The 15,685-nt window shown below is 67.4% G+C and carries 18 protein-coding genes; 5 read left to right on the top strand and 13 right to left on the bottom strand.

What is annotated here, in order from left to right; translation table 11 throughout:
• Positions 1–3: 3 nt before the first annotated feature.
• The 3 genes from OQ789_RS12830 to OQ789_RS12840 are packed head-to-tail and all read left to right on the top strand — an operon-like array spanning position 4 to position 2,650.
• Positions 4–834: an SDR family oxidoreductase gene (locus OQ789_RS12830; RefSeq protein ID WP_324686222.1), complete on the top strand. Its 831-nt coding sequence runs from the start codon at positions 4–6 to the stop codon at positions 832–834.
• Between the two features lie 12 nt (positions 835–846).
• A complete protein-coding gene (locus tag OQ789_RS12835; RefSeq protein ID WP_324686223.1) occupies positions 847–1,269 on the top strand; it encodes a lipoprotein LpqH in 423 nt (140 codons plus the stop codon).
• A 58-nt stretch (positions 1,270–1,327) separates the two neighbouring features.
• Positions 1,328–2,650, top strand: coding sequence for a cytochrome P450 (locus OQ789_RS12840; protein WP_324686224.1), 1,323 nt, complete (start codon positions 1,328–1,330; stop codon positions 2,648–2,650).
• 76 nt (positions 2,651–2,726) lie between these two features.
• On the opposite strand, the gene OQ789_RS12845 is transcribed toward OQ789_RS12840, so the two are convergent.
• Complete coding sequence (locus OQ789_RS12845; protein WP_324686225.1) at positions 2,727–3,737, bottom strand: class I SAM-dependent methyltransferase; 1,011 nt, start codon at positions 3,735–3,737, stop codon at positions 2,727–2,729.
• A gap of 97 nt (positions 3,738–3,834) precedes the next feature.
• On the opposite strand from OQ789_RS12845, the gene OQ789_RS12850 reads away from it, so the two are divergent.
• Positions 3,835–4,278, top strand: a complete 444-nt coding sequence (locus OQ789_RS12850; protein WP_324686367.1) for a nuclear transport factor 2 family protein — start codon at positions 3,835–3,837, stop codon at positions 4,276–4,278.
• A gap of 51 nt (positions 4,279–4,329) precedes the next feature.
• On the opposite strand, the gene OQ789_RS12855 is transcribed toward OQ789_RS12850, so the two are convergent.
• The 8 genes from OQ789_RS12855 to bfr all read right to left on the bottom strand — a co-directional run bounded on the left by OQ789_RS12855 (position 4,330) and on the right by bfr (position 12,267).
• Positions 4,330–4,764: an SRPBCC family protein gene (locus OQ789_RS12855; protein ID WP_324686226.1), complete on the bottom strand. Its 435-nt coding sequence runs from the start codon at positions 4,762–4,764 to the stop codon at positions 4,330–4,332.
• Complete coding sequence (locus OQ789_RS12860; protein ID WP_324686228.1) at positions 4,764–5,597, bottom strand: lysophospholipid acyltransferase family protein; 834 nt, start codon at positions 5,595–5,597, stop codon at positions 4,764–4,766. The genes OQ789_RS12855 and OQ789_RS12860 overlap by 1 nt, the downstream gene beginning before the upstream one ends.
• A 31-nt stretch (positions 5,598–5,628) precedes the next feature.
• Complete coding sequence (locus tag OQ789_RS12865; protein WP_324686369.1) at positions 5,629–6,741, bottom strand: amidohydrolase family protein; 1,113 nt, start codon at positions 6,739–6,741, stop codon at positions 5,629–5,631.
• Between the two features lie 11 nt (positions 6,742–6,752).
• A complete protein-coding gene (locus tag OQ789_RS12870; protein WP_324686230.1) occupies positions 6,753–8,105 on the bottom strand; it encodes a glutamine synthetase family protein in 1,353 nt (450 codons plus the stop codon).
• A 51-nt stretch (positions 8,106–8,156) separates the two neighbouring features.
• Positions 8,157–9,041 carry a TIGR03854 family LLM class F420-dependent oxidoreductase gene (locus tag OQ789_RS12875; protein WP_324686232.1) on the bottom strand — a complete coding sequence of 295 codons (885 nt, stop codon included), beginning with the start codon at positions 9,039–9,041 and terminating at the stop codon, positions 8,157–8,159.
• Between the two features lie 80 nt (positions 9,042–9,121).
• Positions 9,122–9,616, bottom strand: a complete 495-nt coding sequence (locus OQ789_RS12880; protein ID WP_324686234.1) for a carboxymuconolactone decarboxylase family protein — start codon at positions 9,614–9,616, stop codon at positions 9,122–9,124.
• A gap of 65 nt (positions 9,617–9,681) precedes the next feature.
• The gene (locus tag OQ789_RS12885) at positions 9,682–11,751 is read right to left on the bottom strand and encodes an MDR family MFS transporter (RefSeq protein WP_324686236.1); all 2,070 of its coding nucleotides are present in this window, start codon (positions 11,749–11,751) and stop codon (positions 9,682–9,684) included.
• Between the two features lie 36 nt (positions 11,752–11,787).
• The gene (gene bfr, locus OQ789_RS12890) at positions 11,788–12,267 is read right to left on the bottom strand and encodes a bacterioferritin (RefSeq protein ID WP_324686238.1); all 480 of its coding nucleotides are present in this window, start codon (positions 12,265–12,267) and stop codon (positions 11,788–11,790) included.
• Between the two features lie 263 nt (positions 12,268–12,530).
• Here bfr and OQ789_RS12895 point away from each other — a divergent pair, with 263 nt between their 5' ends.
• Positions 12,531–12,716: a (2Fe-2S)-binding protein gene (locus OQ789_RS12895; RefSeq protein WP_324686240.1), complete on the top strand. Its 186-nt coding sequence runs from the start codon at positions 12,531–12,533 to the stop codon at positions 12,714–12,716.
• Positions 12,717–12,781: 65 nt separating this feature from the next.
• Here OQ789_RS12895 and OQ789_RS12900 read toward each other — a convergent pair whose 3' ends face one another.
• The 4 genes from OQ789_RS12900 to OQ789_RS12915 are packed head-to-tail and all read right to left on the bottom strand — an operon-like array spanning position 12,782 to position 15,666.
• Positions 12,782–13,531, bottom strand: coding sequence for an enoyl-CoA hydratase/isomerase family protein (locus OQ789_RS12900; RefSeq protein ID WP_324686242.1), 750 nt, complete (start codon positions 13,529–13,531; stop codon positions 12,782–12,784).
• Positions 13,532–13,549: 18 nt separating this feature from the next.
• On the bottom strand, positions 13,550–13,993 hold the full coding sequence (locus tag OQ789_RS12905) for a PPOX class F420-dependent oxidoreductase (protein WP_324686243.1): 444 nt from the start codon (positions 13,991–13,993) through the stop codon (positions 13,550–13,552).
• A gap of 9 nt (positions 13,994–14,002) precedes the next feature.
• On the bottom strand, positions 14,003–14,704 hold the full coding sequence (locus OQ789_RS12910; protein ID WP_324686244.1) for a hypothetical protein: 702 nt from the start codon (positions 14,702–14,704) through the stop codon (positions 14,003–14,005).
• 26 nt (positions 14,705–14,730) lie between these two features.
• The gene (locus OQ789_RS12915; protein ID WP_324686245.1) at positions 14,731–15,666 is read right to left on the bottom strand and encodes a hydrogen peroxide-inducible genes activator; all 936 of its coding nucleotides are present in this window, start codon (positions 15,664–15,666) and stop codon (positions 14,731–14,733) included.
• Positions 15,667–15,685: the final 19 nt, after the last annotated feature.

Consider the following 15,685-nt stretch of genomic DNA (forward strand, 5'->3'; position numbering starts at 1 on the left):
CCGGTGAAATCGGTCTTCATCACCGGCGGGGGCAGCGGCATGGGCCGCGAGGGGGCAAAGCTGTTCCACGCCAAGGGTTGGCGCGTGGGCGCGGTCGATCGCAACGACGACGCCCTGGCGACCCTGAACACCGAACTCGGCGGCGATCGCCTGTGGACCCACGTCGTCGACGTCACGGACAAGGCGGCACTCGAGCGCGCCTTGGCCGATTTCTGCGCCGGCAACGGCGGCGGCGGGCTCGACATGATGTGGAACAACGCCGGTATCGGCGAATCCGGCTGGTTCGAGGACGTGCCCTATGACGCCGCGATGCGCGTCGTCGACGTGAACTTCAAAGCGGTACTCACGGGTGCATACGCCGCACTGCCGTACCTGACGAAGACGCCCGGCAGCCTGATGTTCTCGACGTCGTCGTCCTCGGGGACCTATGGCATGCCGCGCCTGGCCGTCTACTCGTCCACCAAGCACGCGGTCAAAGGTCTGACCGAGGCGCTGAGTGTGGAGTGGCAGCGACACGGGGTGCGCGTCGCCGACGTACTCCCCGGGCTGATTGACACCGCCATCCTCACCACGACGCCCAACCACTCCGGCGGCGGCGCGCCCATGACGGCCGAGCAACTGCGCGCCGCCGCGCCCAAGAAGGGCATGTTCCGGTTGGTACCGGCAAGCAGCGTGGCCGAGACGGCGTGGCAGGCCTACCACCATGACAAACGGCTGCATTGGTATGTACCGAAAGGCATTCGCCTGATTGACTTGTTCAAGGGTCTGAGTCCGGAACTCGTGCGACGCAGCATCGTCAAGTCCCTACCGGCGCTGGCGCCGAAGCGGCATTAAGGAGCACGGTTGATGCGCACTCGGTTGCTCACGGTCGCTGTGACCATGGCGGCGGTCGTTGTCGGCGTCGCGGGGTGCGGCTCGGCGCAGACCACATCTCGCCGGGCCGCCCGGCTGACCATCGACGGCGCCACCCATACGACGCGTCCCCCGGCATGCCGGCAAGACCAGATGTATCGGACCATCACCATCCCCGACCGCGACGGCGGGGTCGAAGCGGTGGTGCTGCTCAGCGGTCAGCGGGTGATGCCGCAGTGGGTGAAGATTCGCAACATCGACGGCTTCACCGGCAGTTTTTGGCAAGGCGGCGTGGGAGACGCGCGCGTTGATCTGGCCAACGACGCGTACACGATCACGGGCAGCGCGTACGGCATCAGCGCCAGCAACCCCAACAAAGTGGTGACCACCGACTTCAAGATCGTCGCGCAGTGCTGACTCTCGGGGCGGTCCGCGCCATTAGGCTCGAAACCACACCTGAGCAAGGGAGGCGCCAGTGAGGGAACGGTTGCACTGGCTCGCGATGCACGGCTTCATCCGGGGCGCCGCGGCGCTCGGGGCCCGGCGGGGCGACGTGCAGGCCCGGCTGATCGCCGATCCGGCGGTGGCCGCCGACCCGGTGCGGTACTACGACGAAGTCCGCGCCGGCGGCAAGCTGGTGAAGGGCCGCGTCGCCTATCTGACGGCCGATCACGCGCTCGCCCACGTGCTGCTGCGGTCCGATGACTTCCGGGTGCTGATCTTCGGGGCAAATCTGCCGGCGCCGCTGCGGTGGCTGGAGCGCCGCACCCGTGACGACTTCCTGCATCCGCTGCGGGCCCCGTCGCTCCTGGCCGTTGAGCCGCCCGACCACACCCGCTACCGCAAGACGGTATCGGCGGTGTTTACCCCGAGGGAGGTCACCACGCTGCGAGACCGCGTCGAGCAGACGGCCGCCGAGCTGTTGGACCGGCTGGCCGGCGAGTCGGGTGTGGTGGACATCGTCGGCCGATACTGCTCGCAACTACCGGTCTCGATCATCAGCGACATCCTCGGTGTGCCCGAGTCGGAGCGGCGGCGTGTCCTGGAGTTCGGTGAGCTGGCCGCGCCGAGTCTCGACATCGGATTGCCGTGGCGGCAGTACCGCAGCGTGCAGGAAGGGATCGGCGGCTTCAGCTCGTGGCTGAGCGAGCACCTGCGGCAGTTACGCATGGACCCCAGCGACAACCTGATGAGTCAGCTGATCCAGACCGCCGAAAGTGGCTCTGCGGAAATGCATCTCAACGAGAAGGAGTTGCAGGCGATCGCGGGCCTGGTGTTGGCCGCCGGTTTCGAGACCACGGTGAATCTGCTCGGCAACGGCATTCGCATGCTGTTGGACTCGCCGCAGCACCTCGACACCCTGCGACGGCGTCCCGAGTTGTGGCCCAACGCAGTGGAAGAGATCCTGAGGCTGGAATCGCCGGTGCAGCTGACCGCGCGGGTAGCGCTCAACGACGTCGAGATCGCCGGCCGGCAATTGAGCCCCGGCGACCTGGTGTTGGTATATCTGGCCGCCGCCAACCGGGATCCGGCCGTGTTCGCCGACCCGCATCGCTTCGACATCGAAAGGGACAACGCCGGAAGGCATCTGGCCTTCTCCGGCGGCAGGCATTTCTGCCTGGGTGCGGCCCTCGCCCGTGCCGAGGGCGAAGTCGGACTGCGCACGTTTTTCGACCGCTTCCCCGAGGTGCGCGCGGCGGGCGCCGGATCCAGGCGCGAAACCCGGGTGCTGCGTGGATGGTCGTCGTTGCCGGTCAATCTGGGGCCGGCCCGTTCGATGGCCGCGGTGGACGGTTAGCGCTCAGCGGCTGAGTCCGGCAATTCTTGCCGATTCACGCCTGAAACCGCGCCAATGCAGTGGCACCGCGGGCAGATCACCGTCGCAGCCTGCCCCAGACGCCGACGGTGGTGATACCGATGACGAAGCCGGAGTCGGCGACCGCGGCGTCGACGCAACGTAGGTCGTCCTCGGAAGTGCCGGTCGCTGCGAATCCAGCGCGAATGTTGGGCCAGCCCAGGCGCGTCGCCTCGTGCGCAGGTTGGCCGGGCCTCCCGGTCTGCGTAGAGACGTCAACGCCGAACGATTCCAGGCCGAGGGCAAGAACCAGCCCGGGAAGCCGCCGGCCGAAGTAGCTGTTGACGATGCCCGCGGCTGCCCACTGCGCATGCAGCGTGCGCACGATTTCCGTCGCCCGGGCGGACTCCGGCGCACCGGAGAATTCGACGAGCCCGAAGTCGCCTTCTTCCACAACGAGCCAGCCGCCGGGTGCGAGGGCCGCTGTCATCTTGTTCAATGCGGCAGCGGGGTCCGCGAGATGCATCAGGACGAAACGACAGTGCACGAGGTCATAGGCCGCCGGCTTCAATTCCTCGTTCCTGATGTCATGTCGACTCACCTCGACATTGCCGGGGAGATTGCCCAGGCGGCCTATGTTGACGTCAGTGGCCAGTACTGATCCCGTCGGGCCTACCCGGCTCCCAAGCCAGCGAGCGATCGAACCTGCACCGGCTCCGACCTCCAGGCAGCGCCATCCCGGGCCGACCCCGATGGCGTCGAGATGACTGATGGTGGACGAATCACTGGCTTGTTGCAGTTCGCGCAGCCGGGCGGTTTCCATTTCGACATCCGTGCCGGCTGAATTCAACAGATAGCTGTCGTCATCGGCGCTTCGCGCCCCGCGATCGACCGGTGGTTGGGGATCAGACATGGATGCTCCGTTCTGCCCACCACACAAACGAGGACGGCGATGGTCACCACCACTGCCAACATCATGGCAGCTGCTCGGCGCCGGGCAATGCGTAGCGAGGTACTCGACAGGCGCGGGGGTTGGTGCAGGCGTGGCGATATCGGTCTGCCATCGGCGCGGCGGCTGCGCCTGGGTCACCGCTCTGGCCACCGCACCCGCGCCGACCCCGATCGACGGCCGCCGGTTGACACCGTGGCGGCAACAGAGTTTATTTGCCGCTATGACAGAGGTATCTATGGTCGCGGTCGAAGACGTGGTGCGTGGGCTGTGGCAGGCCCTTTCGCGCCGAGACTGGGAGGCGATCACCACCTTCCTGTCCGACGACTGCCTCTATGTCGACATGCCGGTCCCCGCGTTGGCGGCGCGTGGCCCGCAGGACATCGTCAAACGCCTCAAGGTGGGTCTCGAGCAGCTGGCCGGCTACGAGAACCATCCCGGTGCGCTGGTGTCCAACGGATCCGACGTGCTCTACGAGCATTCCGAGACCTGGACGTTCGCCAGCGGGGAGCAGGGTGTGCTGCGATTCGTGACGGTCCACAAGGTCATCGACGGCAAGGTGACTGTGTGGAAAGACTATTGGGACTTCAACAGCCTGGTTGCCTTCGCTCCCCCGAACCATTTTGAAAACCTGGCGACCGGCGACACCAGCTGGGTGTTCGACGCTTCGGCGCTGGTCTGACATTTCAAGGATTCAATCGCGCTATCGCACACCAATTTTCACGTTATTCGGCTACGACTCGGCCAGTGCGCGCAGGCGCTTCAGCGTTTCCGCGAGCGTGCGTCCGACCTGGCGCACGGCGATCCGGTCGGCGAGATAACCGAGTAATCCGCCTGGCGCCTGATACGACAGCCGGAACGTCACGTTGGTACGGCCGTCGCCCCTGTCGCGCAGCCGTATCCGCCCGCGCAACGTCACGCCGGTGATACCCACCCAGGCGATGTCGCGGCCGTCGTCGAACTCGACCACTTCGACCACCCCGCCGACGGGTACGGAGCCGATCTTCCAGTGGACGGTGTAACGCGCGCCGACGCCGGGCGGCTTGTCGTTCGCCGACTCCCATCGCTCCAGGTTCGTCATGAACGACGGGTAGCGGTCCGGGTCGCTGACGATCTTCCATACCGCGCAACGGTCGGCGTCGATGAGGCAGCGGCGTTCGACGCGCATCAGCCGATCACCGGGAACCGTCGTTCGGCGGCCAGCCGGTCGACGCCGCCCTGCAGGCTGGCCATCACCTTGTCGTGCACCGCCTGATCGTCGCCGTCGACCTCGATCGAATCCTGAACCTCGATCACGATTTTGGTGGGCAACGGGATGTGCCCCGCCAGGTCGCTGATGTTGACGCCCCAGGGCAGCGCCAGCGAGATCGGGATGCTCTTGAGTCGCAGCAGCTTGTCGGCCATCAGCAGCTTGGCCAGCCACTGCCCGCGGTTGAGGAAAAGGGCGCTTTCCTGGCCCCCGATGCTGGCGACGGGGACGATCGGCACGCCCGCCTCGCGGGCCAGCTTGACGTAACCCATGCGCCCGCCGAAGTCGACGGTGTGGCGTTCCCACGAGGGCCGGAACACCTCGTAGTCACCCCCGGGATAGACCAGCAGCGCGGCGCCGGAATCCAGTGCGACACGGGCATTTTCGGGGTTAGCGGCCACGGTGCCGAACTTGCGCAGCCAGCCCAGCGGCGGCGCGGAGACGACGAGGTTGTGGGCCAACTGGTAGAAGGGCCGCTCGACGCCGAAATACGAGCAGAAGGCCAGGGTGAACACGAAGGTGTCGGGCGGCACGTTGCCGCCGCTGTGGTTGCCCACCAACAGCACCGGACCCTCGGCCGGGATGCGGTGCAAGCCCCGTACGTCCGCCCTGAAATAGAACGACGCCAGCAACCAGGTTCCCGGCAGCTGGTCGCGGATGTAGTCCGGATCCCGCTGATCGAGGTCGGCTTTGGGCACCCACGACACGACCTTGTCCCGGGCCCAGTCCAAGACGCCCCGCGCGGTCGCCATGAGCGGGGGTATACCCCGGGGTCACCGGGGGTCAAACGCGGTAGATGCGCGCGGCGTTCTCCCGGGCGATGAGGTCGACCACCCGGATGGCGTCCGCCTCGCTCCACTCGCCGCGGTGCACGAAATCGCGCAGCACCCGCTCAATGCCCCTGCGCCACAGGACCGTACCCAGGAAATGCAGTTCTGCCGGGCCGAAGCCGTCGGACGAATAGAGGATCTTGGAAAACGGCGCCATCTCCAGCAATCGGGCCAGGAAAGCCGGCGACCGGGCCCCCAGGTGGTTAACGCTCAATCCGCCGTCCAGATAGACGTTGTTGAATGCCTGGGCCAGGTAACCGGCCTCGCGTTCGTAGGGATAGCAGTGCAGCAGCACAATCGGGACATCTGCGGTGTTCCGCAGAAAATCAACCAGCAGTAGCGGATTGGCCTTCATCAGATCGCAGTCACGGTCGCCGAACCCGACGTGCAACTGCAGTGGTTTGCCCAGCCGCAGCGCCTGGTGCAGCCCGAACCGAAGCAGCACCCTGTCCTGTAGACGCGTAGCGCCGCTTTCGCGCCAGCGGGTGGCGGCTTCGGTAACCGCGGCGATCGGTGGAGCACTCAGGTCGCCGTCGAAGCCACCCCGGTAGGCCAGAATCGATTTGGTGCCCACCGCGTCGGCCGCGCGCCGGTGCAGGATCTCCTCGAACCGCGTCGCGTAGTCACTCGGCGCCTGTGCGGCCTGCTCGGCCACCTCCTCGAGCCGGACGACCTCACGCGCACCACCGCCGGACAGCCGGGCCATGTCCGCGGCCCCGGCGACACCGCCCCCGCCGATCCCGGTGTCCACCAGCCAATCACTCACCCCGGCGGCCGTCAGGAACAGCCGCGCCAGTTCGTTCTCGTCGAATTGGCTGCGACGCTCCCAATATGATTGCGGGTCGGCGTGTTTGGGCAGCCCCAGGACGGGGGCGCAATGCGCCCGCACCGCGAAGCCGAGTTGAGAGTCGAAACCTGAATCGGTCACGGGCTCGGTGTTGGCCTCATTGAGCGCGTTGGCGAATCGCTGCAGGTCCCCGCGCGCCAGCCAGCAACCGTGGACATGCTGGTCGATCAGCGCGACGTCGCGGACGTGCCGGGTCAGCGCGGGAGTGTCGGAAACCATGGCCGGTGCCGTCACAGGCTCCAGGCCATGCGGAATTTGTCCGCCAGCTGCTCGGGCGCCAGGCCGCGGTAGCGCTCCTGCTCCAGGCGGCGAACCGCGACGACCATGTCGACCACGGAATCGCCCAGGATGCGCCGCATCGACTCCGAGCGATCAAGTGCCGCAATCGCTTCGGCCTGCGTGTCGGTCAGGCGCACGATGCCGTCACGCTCACGGTCGGCTTCGGACAGGACGGCCGGGTCGACCGTGGTCTCCGGCGGCAGGGCCGCCTGGCACGTGATCCCGTCCAGAGCGAGGCCGAGGATGGCCGCCGAGGCCAGGTATGGGTTCGCCGACGGGTCGACGATCTTCACCTCGGCGTTGCCGCCGCGTGGGCTTCCCGGTCCGCCGGCAACGAATCGCACTGCGGCCTCGCGGTTTTCGGTTCCCCAGCACGCGTAGGCGCCGGCCCAGTTGCCGGGACGCATCCGCAGGCCGGAGACGATCGACCCGCACAATATGCCTTGCGCCTCCGGCAGGCCGCGGACCACGCCGGCGATCGCGCTCTCCCCCGCCGCCGTCATGCCCCGGGCCGCGGGTCCGTCCGAGAACAGGGGCCCGTCGGGCATCGCCAGCGAAAAATGCTGGTGTGCACCGGATCCGACGCCGCCGGCGAAGGGTGCGGGTGACAGGCTGATGCGCATCCCGTGCCGGCGGGCGGCGCGGGCGATGACGAGCCGCATCAGGATCAGCTGATCGGCCGCGGTCACCGGGGACTGCGGCGACAGCGAGATCTCGAACTGGTTGGCGCCGTACTCGGGGTGAATCTGTTCGACCCCGACGCCCGCGCCCGTCGCCGAGCCGATCACGTCGCGCACGAATGCCTCGTGCTCCAGCACGCCGGCCAGACCGTACTGCGCCCACAACGTCGACGGCAGCCTGCCGCCGTCGGGGCCGACCAGAACAAATTCGATCTCGTGTCCGATCGACGCCTCGATGCCGGCTTCGGTGAGCGCGGCCTCGACCCGCCGCAACGTGGCGCGGCTGCAGGTGGCAACCGGCGCGCCGTGCTGCGAGAAAAACGTTGCGGGCGCCCACGCCAGGCCGTCGCCCACGATGCGCAATGCGGACAGATCGATGCGAAGACGTTGGTCCCCCACCACGCCCGTCTCGGCGGTGAAGGCGATGCCGGTCTGGTCGATGGCGAACGCGTGCCAGGACGGGCTGGCTCCCAAGCCGGGATCGGCGAACGTGTTGGTCTGCCGGATCGGCACGGTCTTGGCCAACGTGAGCCCGGCGGGATTCACCACGGTCCCGATGACGGTGTCGACACCCTCGGCCTCCAGCTGGGCGATGGCCGCGGCGGCGAGGGGTGTGCCGGTCATGGCAGCCATTCTCCCCACCTCGAGCTACCCCTGGGAGGCAAACGCCGGCCGTTAGTTCTGGCGGCCGACGAGTTCGGTGACGAACCGATCGACGAAGCCGTCCATCGGTCCGCCGCCCACCGGACGAATCACGAATTTCGTCAGCCCCGCGTCGATGTAGGCGTCGAGCTGTCGGTGCAGCTGATCCCAGCCCGCGGCGATCAGCTCGCCGGGGTCGCGGTCCGGGCGACGCCGGCGGATCGCCGCGGCGTACTCCGCGGGCACTTCGGCACCGTCTGCCACGCCCAGCGAGATGCCGAAGTGGTCGGGTTCGATGCTGCGGCCGGCGTGCTCGGCGGCCCGCTCGATCGCCTCGCGCCCGGCCCGGGCCTCGGCCGGGGTGAGGAAGCTGCCCAGCCAGCCGTCGGCCAGCGCGCCGATGCGCCGAAACGCCGCCTGCGCCGAACCGCCCACCCAAATATCTAGCGGCGGTGTCGGTTTCGGCGCGACGGCCACGCCGGTGACGCTGAAATGCCGGCCGGCGAACGTCGCCGACTCCTCGACCAGCGCCGCCCGCAGCAGCCGCAGCGACTCGTCGAACACCGCCGCGCGTTCGCCGTCGGGCACCACGAAAACCTCGCGCTCGGCCGGGATTGCCGAGCGCAGACCGAAGACGGGAAGAACCCGCTTGGGCGCGATCGCCGCCAGCGACGCCAGCTGTTTGGCCACCAGCACCGGATGCCGGCCCGGCAGCACGGCCACTGATGTGCCCACCTTCAACCGAGTGGTCCGCGCGAGCGCATACGCCATGCCGACCACCGGATCGACCGCCGGGGAGTACACCAGTTCGGAAAACCACAGCGAGTCCACGCCGCCGGCCTCGAGGTGATCGACGATGGCGGCCAGCCGGCCCGGCGCGGTGTCGGCGCCCAGGCCGACGCCGAAACGAATCTTCACGTCCTCACCCTCCCAGCCCGTCGTCGCGTACCAGCGCAACCCGGCGGCGGCGCCGTTTGTTGCCCGCGGACGTCAGGTGACTAGGCGCGGCTGGGGATGGTGAGCTTGCAGGCCTGTCCGATGTCGAGGGTCCGCAGCACCCGACCCATGCCAACCCACAGCGCGCAGGACAGGGCCAGGTCGGCCAGCAATTCGTCGGAGAACTGCTCGTGTGCCCGGCGCCAGAAGTCTTCGTCGTCGCGCAGCGCGGTGTGCTCAGTGGCGAAGCGGTCCGCGAACTCGGCGGCAAGGCGTTCCTGCTCGCTGTAGCCGGGCCAGGTGCGCCACTCGTGGACGTGGTCGTATAGCTCCTCGTCGACGCCTGCGGCGGGTCCGTCCTCGTCACGGGTGTTGACGCAGACGACGCACTCGTTGCGGTGGGCGATGACGGCGCGGGCCAGCTCGCGGGTGCGCAACGGCAACCGATTCTTGGTGTAGACCGCCTGGCTGAAGCCGCCGAGCGCGCCGCCGATGTCCGGAGACTTCGCGAACCAGCCGGCCAGGTCGTCGTCAGCAAATGTTCCGATTCGGCTCATGGCGCGATGGTACGCCCGCGCCGAGTCGCCCTGAGCGGATGTCGGCCAATCCCTGATGGCGCGGGTCAGCGAGCGGCGGCCGGGATCGCCATGGTGGGTTGCTCGTCGTGCCAATCGCGTTGGGCCAGAACGCGATGCGCGACGCGGTCCAGCGCGGCCTCCACCGCGCGGCGATCGGGGCGGCCCTCGAAGCCCGGCGACCGGGCAAGCTTGTCGACCAGCCACGCCAGCAGCAGGGAGTGCACGTAGCCGACTTGTTGGTCCCCGGCCGGGGTGAGCCACATCCGCTCGCCGTCGCGCTGCACATATCCCGTGGACACCAGGCGCGCGAAAACGGGTTCGAGAACCTCGAACGGCACCCGGAGGTAGTCGGCGATGTCGGTGAGCCGGGCGGTCCGGTACATCTGCGTGTAGCGATTGATCCGCAGAACTCCCCACAGCCCGGCGACGTCGAGCCGGCAATCGGGCCGCATCGCGATGCTGCGCAACCGCATACCGGTCTCCCCGCGCAGCATCCGCGCGATCGCGTTCTCCAGCATCTGATCCGGCGTCTCGGTGGTCGGCATTCCGAAAGCATTGCCGAGATCGACTGTGCTGTCGTGGATGTCGCGCAGCGGGACTTCGCGCAGGAACAGTGCCAGCACGAAGCCGAGCACGGCGACCGGCGCCGCCCAGAAGAACACCTGGGTGAGCGACTCCGCGTAGGCCGCCACGATGGGCGCCGCCACGTCATGAGGCTGGCGGTGCAGGGCGCCGGGTGAGCCGACCGCGCTGGGCGGCATGCCGCTCGCCGCCACCGCCGGACCAATCCGGCGGTCCAGGAAGTTCACGAACAATGAGCCGAAAATGGCTGCGCCGAACGAACTTCCGATGGTCCGAAAGAATGTCACGCCCGATGTGGCCACACCGAGATCTTCGAAGTTCGACGTGTTCTGCACGATCAGGATCAGCACCTGCATGGACAGGCCGATGCCGGCGCCCAGGATCACCAGATACAGCGACTGGATCAGCGCGGACGTGGACGGCTCCATCCGCGACATCAACACAAACGCCAGCGCCATCAGCGCGGTACCGGCCACCGGGAAGATCTTGTAGCGGCCGGTCCGGCCGACGATGGTGCCGCTGCCGGTCGAGGTGACCAGCATCCCGAGCACCATGGGCAGCGTGCGCAGTCCCGAGGTGGTCGCCGAAACCCCGTTGACGTATTGCATGTAGGTCGGCAGGAACGTCATCGCGCCCAGCATCGCGAAGCCCACCACGAAGGACAGCACGCAGCACACGGTGAACACCGGGTTGGTGAACAGCCGGATGGGCAGGATCGGTTCGGCGGCGCGACGTTCCACCGCCACGAACACGCCCAGCGCCACGGCGGCGCCGACGAACAGGCCGATGATCGTCGGCGACCCCCACGGGTCGAGCGTGCCGCCCCAACTGGTGGCCAGCGTCAGGCCCGCGGCGCCGAGGCCGACGAACGTGATGCCTGCGTAGTCGATGGCCGGCCGGGCGGCGGCGGCCAGTGCGGGAATCGTCGCTGCCGCAACGAAAATGACGACCACCGAGATGGGCACATTGACCCAGAATGCCCATCGCCAGGTCAGGTAATCGGTGAAGTACCCGCCGAGCAACGGACCGATGACGGTGGTGACGCCGAAGACCGCACCCAGGATGCCCTGGTATCGGCCGCGCTCCCGCAGTGGAACGACCTCGCCGATCAGCGCGCTGGCCGTGACGGTGATCGCCCCACCGCCGATGCCCTGCAGGGCACGCGCGCCCACCAGCATGGCCATCGACTGCGCCAGTCCGCACAGTATCGAGCCGATAACGAAAAAGATTATGGCGGTTTGGAATACGCGTTTGCGGCCCAACACGTCGCCCAGCTTGCCGACCAGCGCGGTGACAACGGTGGACGCCAGCAGATAGCTGGTGACGACCCAGGACTGGTGGCCGGCATCGCGCAGATCGGCGACGATGGTCGGCAACGCGGTCGCGACGATGGTCTGATCCAGCGCGGCGAGCAGCATGCCGAGCACGATGGCGATGAAGATCAGGTTGCGCCGTTGTGGGGTGATCAGCTCGCCACTGGCCGGTGGGCCGGACGACGGCGGAGTTTGGGTCGGTGCTCTCGAGCCCGTCATACTCCGCCGACGTTACCTATTTCGCCCGCGGCCCGCTCAGCTGGGTGGACGCGACACACACTGCGCCGAGTACAGCTCCACGCCCAACTTGTCCATCAACTCGAGCTGTGTCTCGAGGTAGTCGATGTGCTTTTCCTCGTCGGCCACGATGCTTTCGAACAGGGTCGCGGTGGTGGAGTCCTGCTTCTCCCGGCACAGGATGATCGCCGGCTTGAGCCGATCCATCACCTCGTATTCGATCGCCAGGTCGGCCTCGAACTGCTCGCGCAGCGTCTGCCCGATGCGCAGGGAGAAAAGGCGCTGGTAGTTCGGCAGCCCGTCGAGCAGCAGGATGCGGTCGGTGATCGCCTCGGCGTGTCGCATCTCGTCGAACGACTCGGCCCGGGTGTGCTCAGCCAACTCGGTGAATCCCCAGTTGTCCTGCATCTTGGAGTGCAGGAAGTATTGGTTGATCGCGGTGAGCTCGCTGGTCAACTGCTCATTGAGCAGCCGCAAAACTTCTGGATCGCCTTGCATGGGCACTCCTCGTGGTGTGAGCGGCTTGTCTTGTGTGGCCGCGGGGGGTGCGCTGGGCTGGAGCGCACAAACCCGGGCTCTAGCAGCACTTTGCCACGCCCGCGGGCATTGTTCTAGCAAGGTTTGGCTGCGCTCACTGGCGGCTGAAGAGGGTAAGCAGACCCTTAATTAGGTTAGACTTCGCTAACGAACTTAGGTTAGACTCCGCTAACAAGTGGGCCGGGTTTTCGACGAAGGGATGCCGACGTGCGGGAGGTGCGCTGATGTACGTGTGCCTGTGTGTCGGGGCCACCACCCAGACCGTGAGCGATGTCGTCGCGCAGGGCGCGTCGACCTCCAAAGAGATCGCCGCCGCGTGCGGGGCCGGCGGTGACTGCGGCCGCTGCCGGCGCACGTTGCGTGCCATCCTCGCCGCGTCGGCGGAGTTGGAGACGGCGCAGTCCGCTTAGCTCCCGCGTCAGCGCTTGTTATCAGCTTTGTCGCGTCAGTTTTCGTTGAGTCAGTTTTCGTCGCGTCAGCTTTTGTTGAAGGCGGCCAGGGCATCCGCATTGGCCTGCGCGCCCATGAGCTCGGCGAAGTGCGCGTTTTCCCGTGCGGTGGCGGCCACGATCTCCGGGCGGACCGGCTCCATCATCGTGTGCTTGACCGCCATCAGGCTCGAGATAGGCCGGGAGGCAAGGATTTCGGCGTGGCGGCGGGCCTCTGCCAACAGCTCGTCGGGTTCGCAGACGCGCCAGACCAGGCCCATGCGCAACGCCTCGTCGGCGCCGACCCACTCCGACGACATCAACAGCCAGGCCGCGTTCTGCCGGCCCACCAGCTGGGGCAGCAGGTATGACGAAGCCGCTTCGGGCGCCACGCCCAAGCTGGTGAACGGGCATTTCAGGCGGGCGGTCGACGACATGAACGCAAGATCGGCGTAGCCGAGGATGGTGGCGCCGATTCCGACGCCGACGCCGTTCACCGCGCAGATCAGCGGCTTGGGAAACGCGCTGAGCGCGTTGATGAGTCCGGTGAAGCCGTGCTTACCCGGGGTGAAGCCGGGGTCGGTGATCCGGGCCTGCATCTCGGCCAGATCGGTGCCGGCGCTGAAGCCGCGACCCGCGCCGGTGAGCAGCACGACGGCCACCTCGGGATCGTCGGCGGCGGCGAGCAGCGCCTCGGCCGTGGCGTCGTAGAGGGCCTCGTTGAACGCGTTGAGCGCCTCGGGCCGATTCAGCGTGAGGGTGCGCACCCGCTTTTCGTCATCGATCTGCAGCGTCACGCCAGCAGCCTAACGAGGCTAGCCGTTGCTGTAGACGCGGGTTGGGGCGATCAGCGCCACGGCGCGCCGCTCGGAAGCCATCACCCGGTCGTACTCGTCCCAGTTGTCGTGGGTGCCGCCCGCGGCGGTGAACACCTCGCGGAGCAGCAACCGCAGCTGATCCGCTTCGGTCAGCCAGGGCTGCTCATCGTCTGGGCCGACCAGTTCGGCGCGGCCCTCGACGGTCGCCCACTGCCATCCGTTGCGGAGAGTCACCGCCAGCTGCGGCCGGGCACGCAGGTTGGCCAGCTTGACTCTCCCGTACGTGGTAAAGCCGAGCACTTGGTCGCCATTCGAAGGGTGCGCCAGCAAGCCCACGTTGACCAGCGAAGCCTGCACCGTCCCGTCGGCGCGAACGGTCGATATCACCGCCAGGCCGCTTTCTCCCTTGGCCAGCGCGACTGCCTCGTCGAGTGTTGTCATGAGCGGTCCTCAATCCCGGAACGGTGTCTCGAATACGTACCGGCTGGTTGGCACGGTGTCGATGTTCTCGTTGGCACCGAATGCAGTTGTGCTGGCGACCATTCGGCCCAATCGGTCCTGTAGGTCGTCGTCATCGGTGGCTCCGAAGAAAGCCTTGAGGTCGGTGATGGCCTCCTGCGGGAACAACTCCTCGACGATGCCGGAGATTCCCGGTGCATCCGGGGTGAGCGCGCGCACCACCCAATTCTGGGTGTAACCGAACGTCGACTGCGTTTCGATGGCTACCGACGTGTGGTCACGCTGCCAACGGTTCAGCCAGGTTGGCTGATCCATGCCGTCGGGCCGGCGCAGCAGTGCGATGTTGGCCAAACCCGGTGTGCGAGCAGCGGACTCGACGGCGGGGGCGCTCAGTGGGACCGATTCGGTCACCAGGTACGCGGCCAGCTGCTCACATTCCTGGGCGAGAAATCTGAGTGCCGCAGTCGTCTGGTCGCCGTAGCATTGCTGCGTCCACATGCTCACCACCGCGGCCACCGGCGGATCCAACGTCGTCAGTGTCATCAGCGAATGACGCACGGCGCTGTCACGAACGTTCATCTGCAGCCCGGCGACGCCCAGTTGCAGCAACGCGTCGGCGACGTGGCCGCGTTGCCGGGCGCACCACGCGTCATCCGGCTCGGCACGCCTCAGCACGGCGATGACCTTCTCCATACGCAGAACCTACAGTCGGCGCGCGGTTACTTCACCAGCCGTACCGGGTGCTGGCTGCTGATCAATTCGCCGATGAGCCCGGCCAGCCGGCGGTAGGACTCGTCGCGCCCGCTCGACGATCGGAAAACCAAACCGATCCGCCTGCCCGGGCGGGGTGCGGCGAACTGCGCGAGGCCCAGGCGGCTTCGGGAGGCCTCGACCGGAACCGCGCTCTGTGGAATGAGCGTGACGCCCAGGCCACCGGTCACGCATTGCACGGCGGTGGCCAGCGACGCCGCCCGGGTATTGGCCAGCTCCGCTCGCACACCCGCCTTATGGCAGACGTCGAGTGCCTGGTCGCGCAGGCAGTGGCCCTCATCCAGCAACAGCAGCGGCAGGTCGGCCAGGGCGGTGGCCGGCACCCGGCGCTTGCCTGCCAACGGATGGTCCGGAGGCAGGACCAGTACGAAATCCTCGTCATAGATCGGGATCGCGGTGAGGCCGGACCCCTCGGCGGGCAGGGCGATCAGGGCCGCGTCCAGCGCGCCCTCCCGCAACACCGCCAATAGCCGTTCGGTCTGGTCTTCGGTCACCCGCAGCTTCAGCTCCGGCAGTTGCTCGGCAACGCCGGCCAGCACCGTCGGCAGCACATAGGGCGCCACCGTGGGTATCAGACCCAGCCGCATACCGGCCCGCAGCGGGTCGGACGAACCTGCGGCCGCGGCGCTGAACGCGTCCGCCGCTTCGACGACGGCCTGGGCGCGCGACAGCAGTTGCCTGCCCTCCGTTGTCAAAAAGACGCGCCGGGTAGAGCGTTCCACCAGCTGGGTGCCCAACCCGGCTTCCAACGCCGCCAGCGCCTGCGACAACGTTGACTGGCTTACCCCGAGAAGGGTTGCTGCACTGCTGAATTGACGCTTCTCGGCAACCGCGACGAAGGCGCGCAGGCCGGCGATGGTCGGTTGATAACTCTTATCGGACATACCGATAAGTCTAGTGGGA

The sequence above is a fragment of the Mycobacterium sp. 94-17 genome (assembly GCF_035617725.1).
Lineage (GTDB): Bacteria > Actinomycetota > Actinomycetes > Mycobacteriales > Mycobacteriaceae > Mycobacterium.

What these genes read in the sequence shown, in the direction of transcription:
- OQ789_RS12835 (WP_324686223.1), top strand. Translation starts at nt 847, where the DNA reads ATGCGCACTCGGTTGCTCACGGTCGCTGTGACCATGGCGGCGGTCGTT.
- OQ789_RS12850 (WP_324686367.1), top strand. Translation starts at nt 3,835, where the DNA reads ATGGTCGCGGTCGAAGACGTGGTGCGTGGGCTGTGGCAGGCCCTTTCG.
- OQ789_RS12855 (WP_324686226.1), bottom strand. Translation starts at nt 4,764, where the DNA reads ATGCGCGTCGAACGCCGCTGCCTCATCGACGCCGACCGTTGCGCGGTA.
- OQ789_RS12860 (WP_324686228.1), bottom strand. Translation starts at nt 5,597, where the DNA reads ATGGCGACCGCGCGGGGCGTCTTGGACTGGGCCCGGGACAAGGTCGTG.
- OQ789_RS12865 (WP_324686369.1), bottom strand. Translation starts at nt 6,741, where the DNA reads ATGGTTTCCGACACTCCCGCGCTGACCCGGCACGTCCGCGACGTCGCG.
- OQ789_RS12870 (WP_324686230.1), bottom strand. Translation starts at nt 8,105, where the DNA reads ATGACCGGCACACCCCTCGCCGCCGCGGCCATCGCCCAGCTGGAGGCC.
- OQ789_RS12880 (WP_324686234.1), bottom strand. Translation starts at nt 9,616, where the DNA reads ATGAGCCGAATCGGAACATTTGCTGACGACGACCTGGCCGGCTGGTTC.
- OQ789_RS12885 (WP_324686236.1), bottom strand. Translation starts at nt 11,751, where the DNA reads ATGACGGGCTCGAGAGCACCGACCCAAACTCCGCCGTCGTCCGGCCCA.
- bfr (WP_324686238.1), bottom strand. Translation starts at nt 12,267, where the DNA reads ATGCAAGGCGATCCAGAAGTTTTGCGGCTGCTCAATGAGCAGTTGACC.
- OQ789_RS12895 (WP_324686240.1), top strand. Translation starts at nt 12,531, where the DNA reads ATGTACGTGTGCCTGTGTGTCGGGGCCACCACCCAGACCGTGAGCGAT.
- OQ789_RS12905 (WP_324686243.1), bottom strand. Translation starts at nt 13,993, where the DNA reads ATGACAACACTCGACGAGGCAGTCGCGCTGGCCAAGGGAGAAAGCGGC.
- OQ789_RS12910 (WP_324686244.1), bottom strand. Translation starts at nt 14,704, where the DNA reads ATGGAGAAGGTCATCGCCGTGCTGAGGCGTGCCGAGCCGGATGACGCG.
- OQ789_RS12915 (WP_324686245.1), bottom strand. Translation starts at nt 15,666, where the DNA reads ATGTCCGATAAGAGTTATCAACCGACCATCGCCGGCCTGCGCGCCTTC.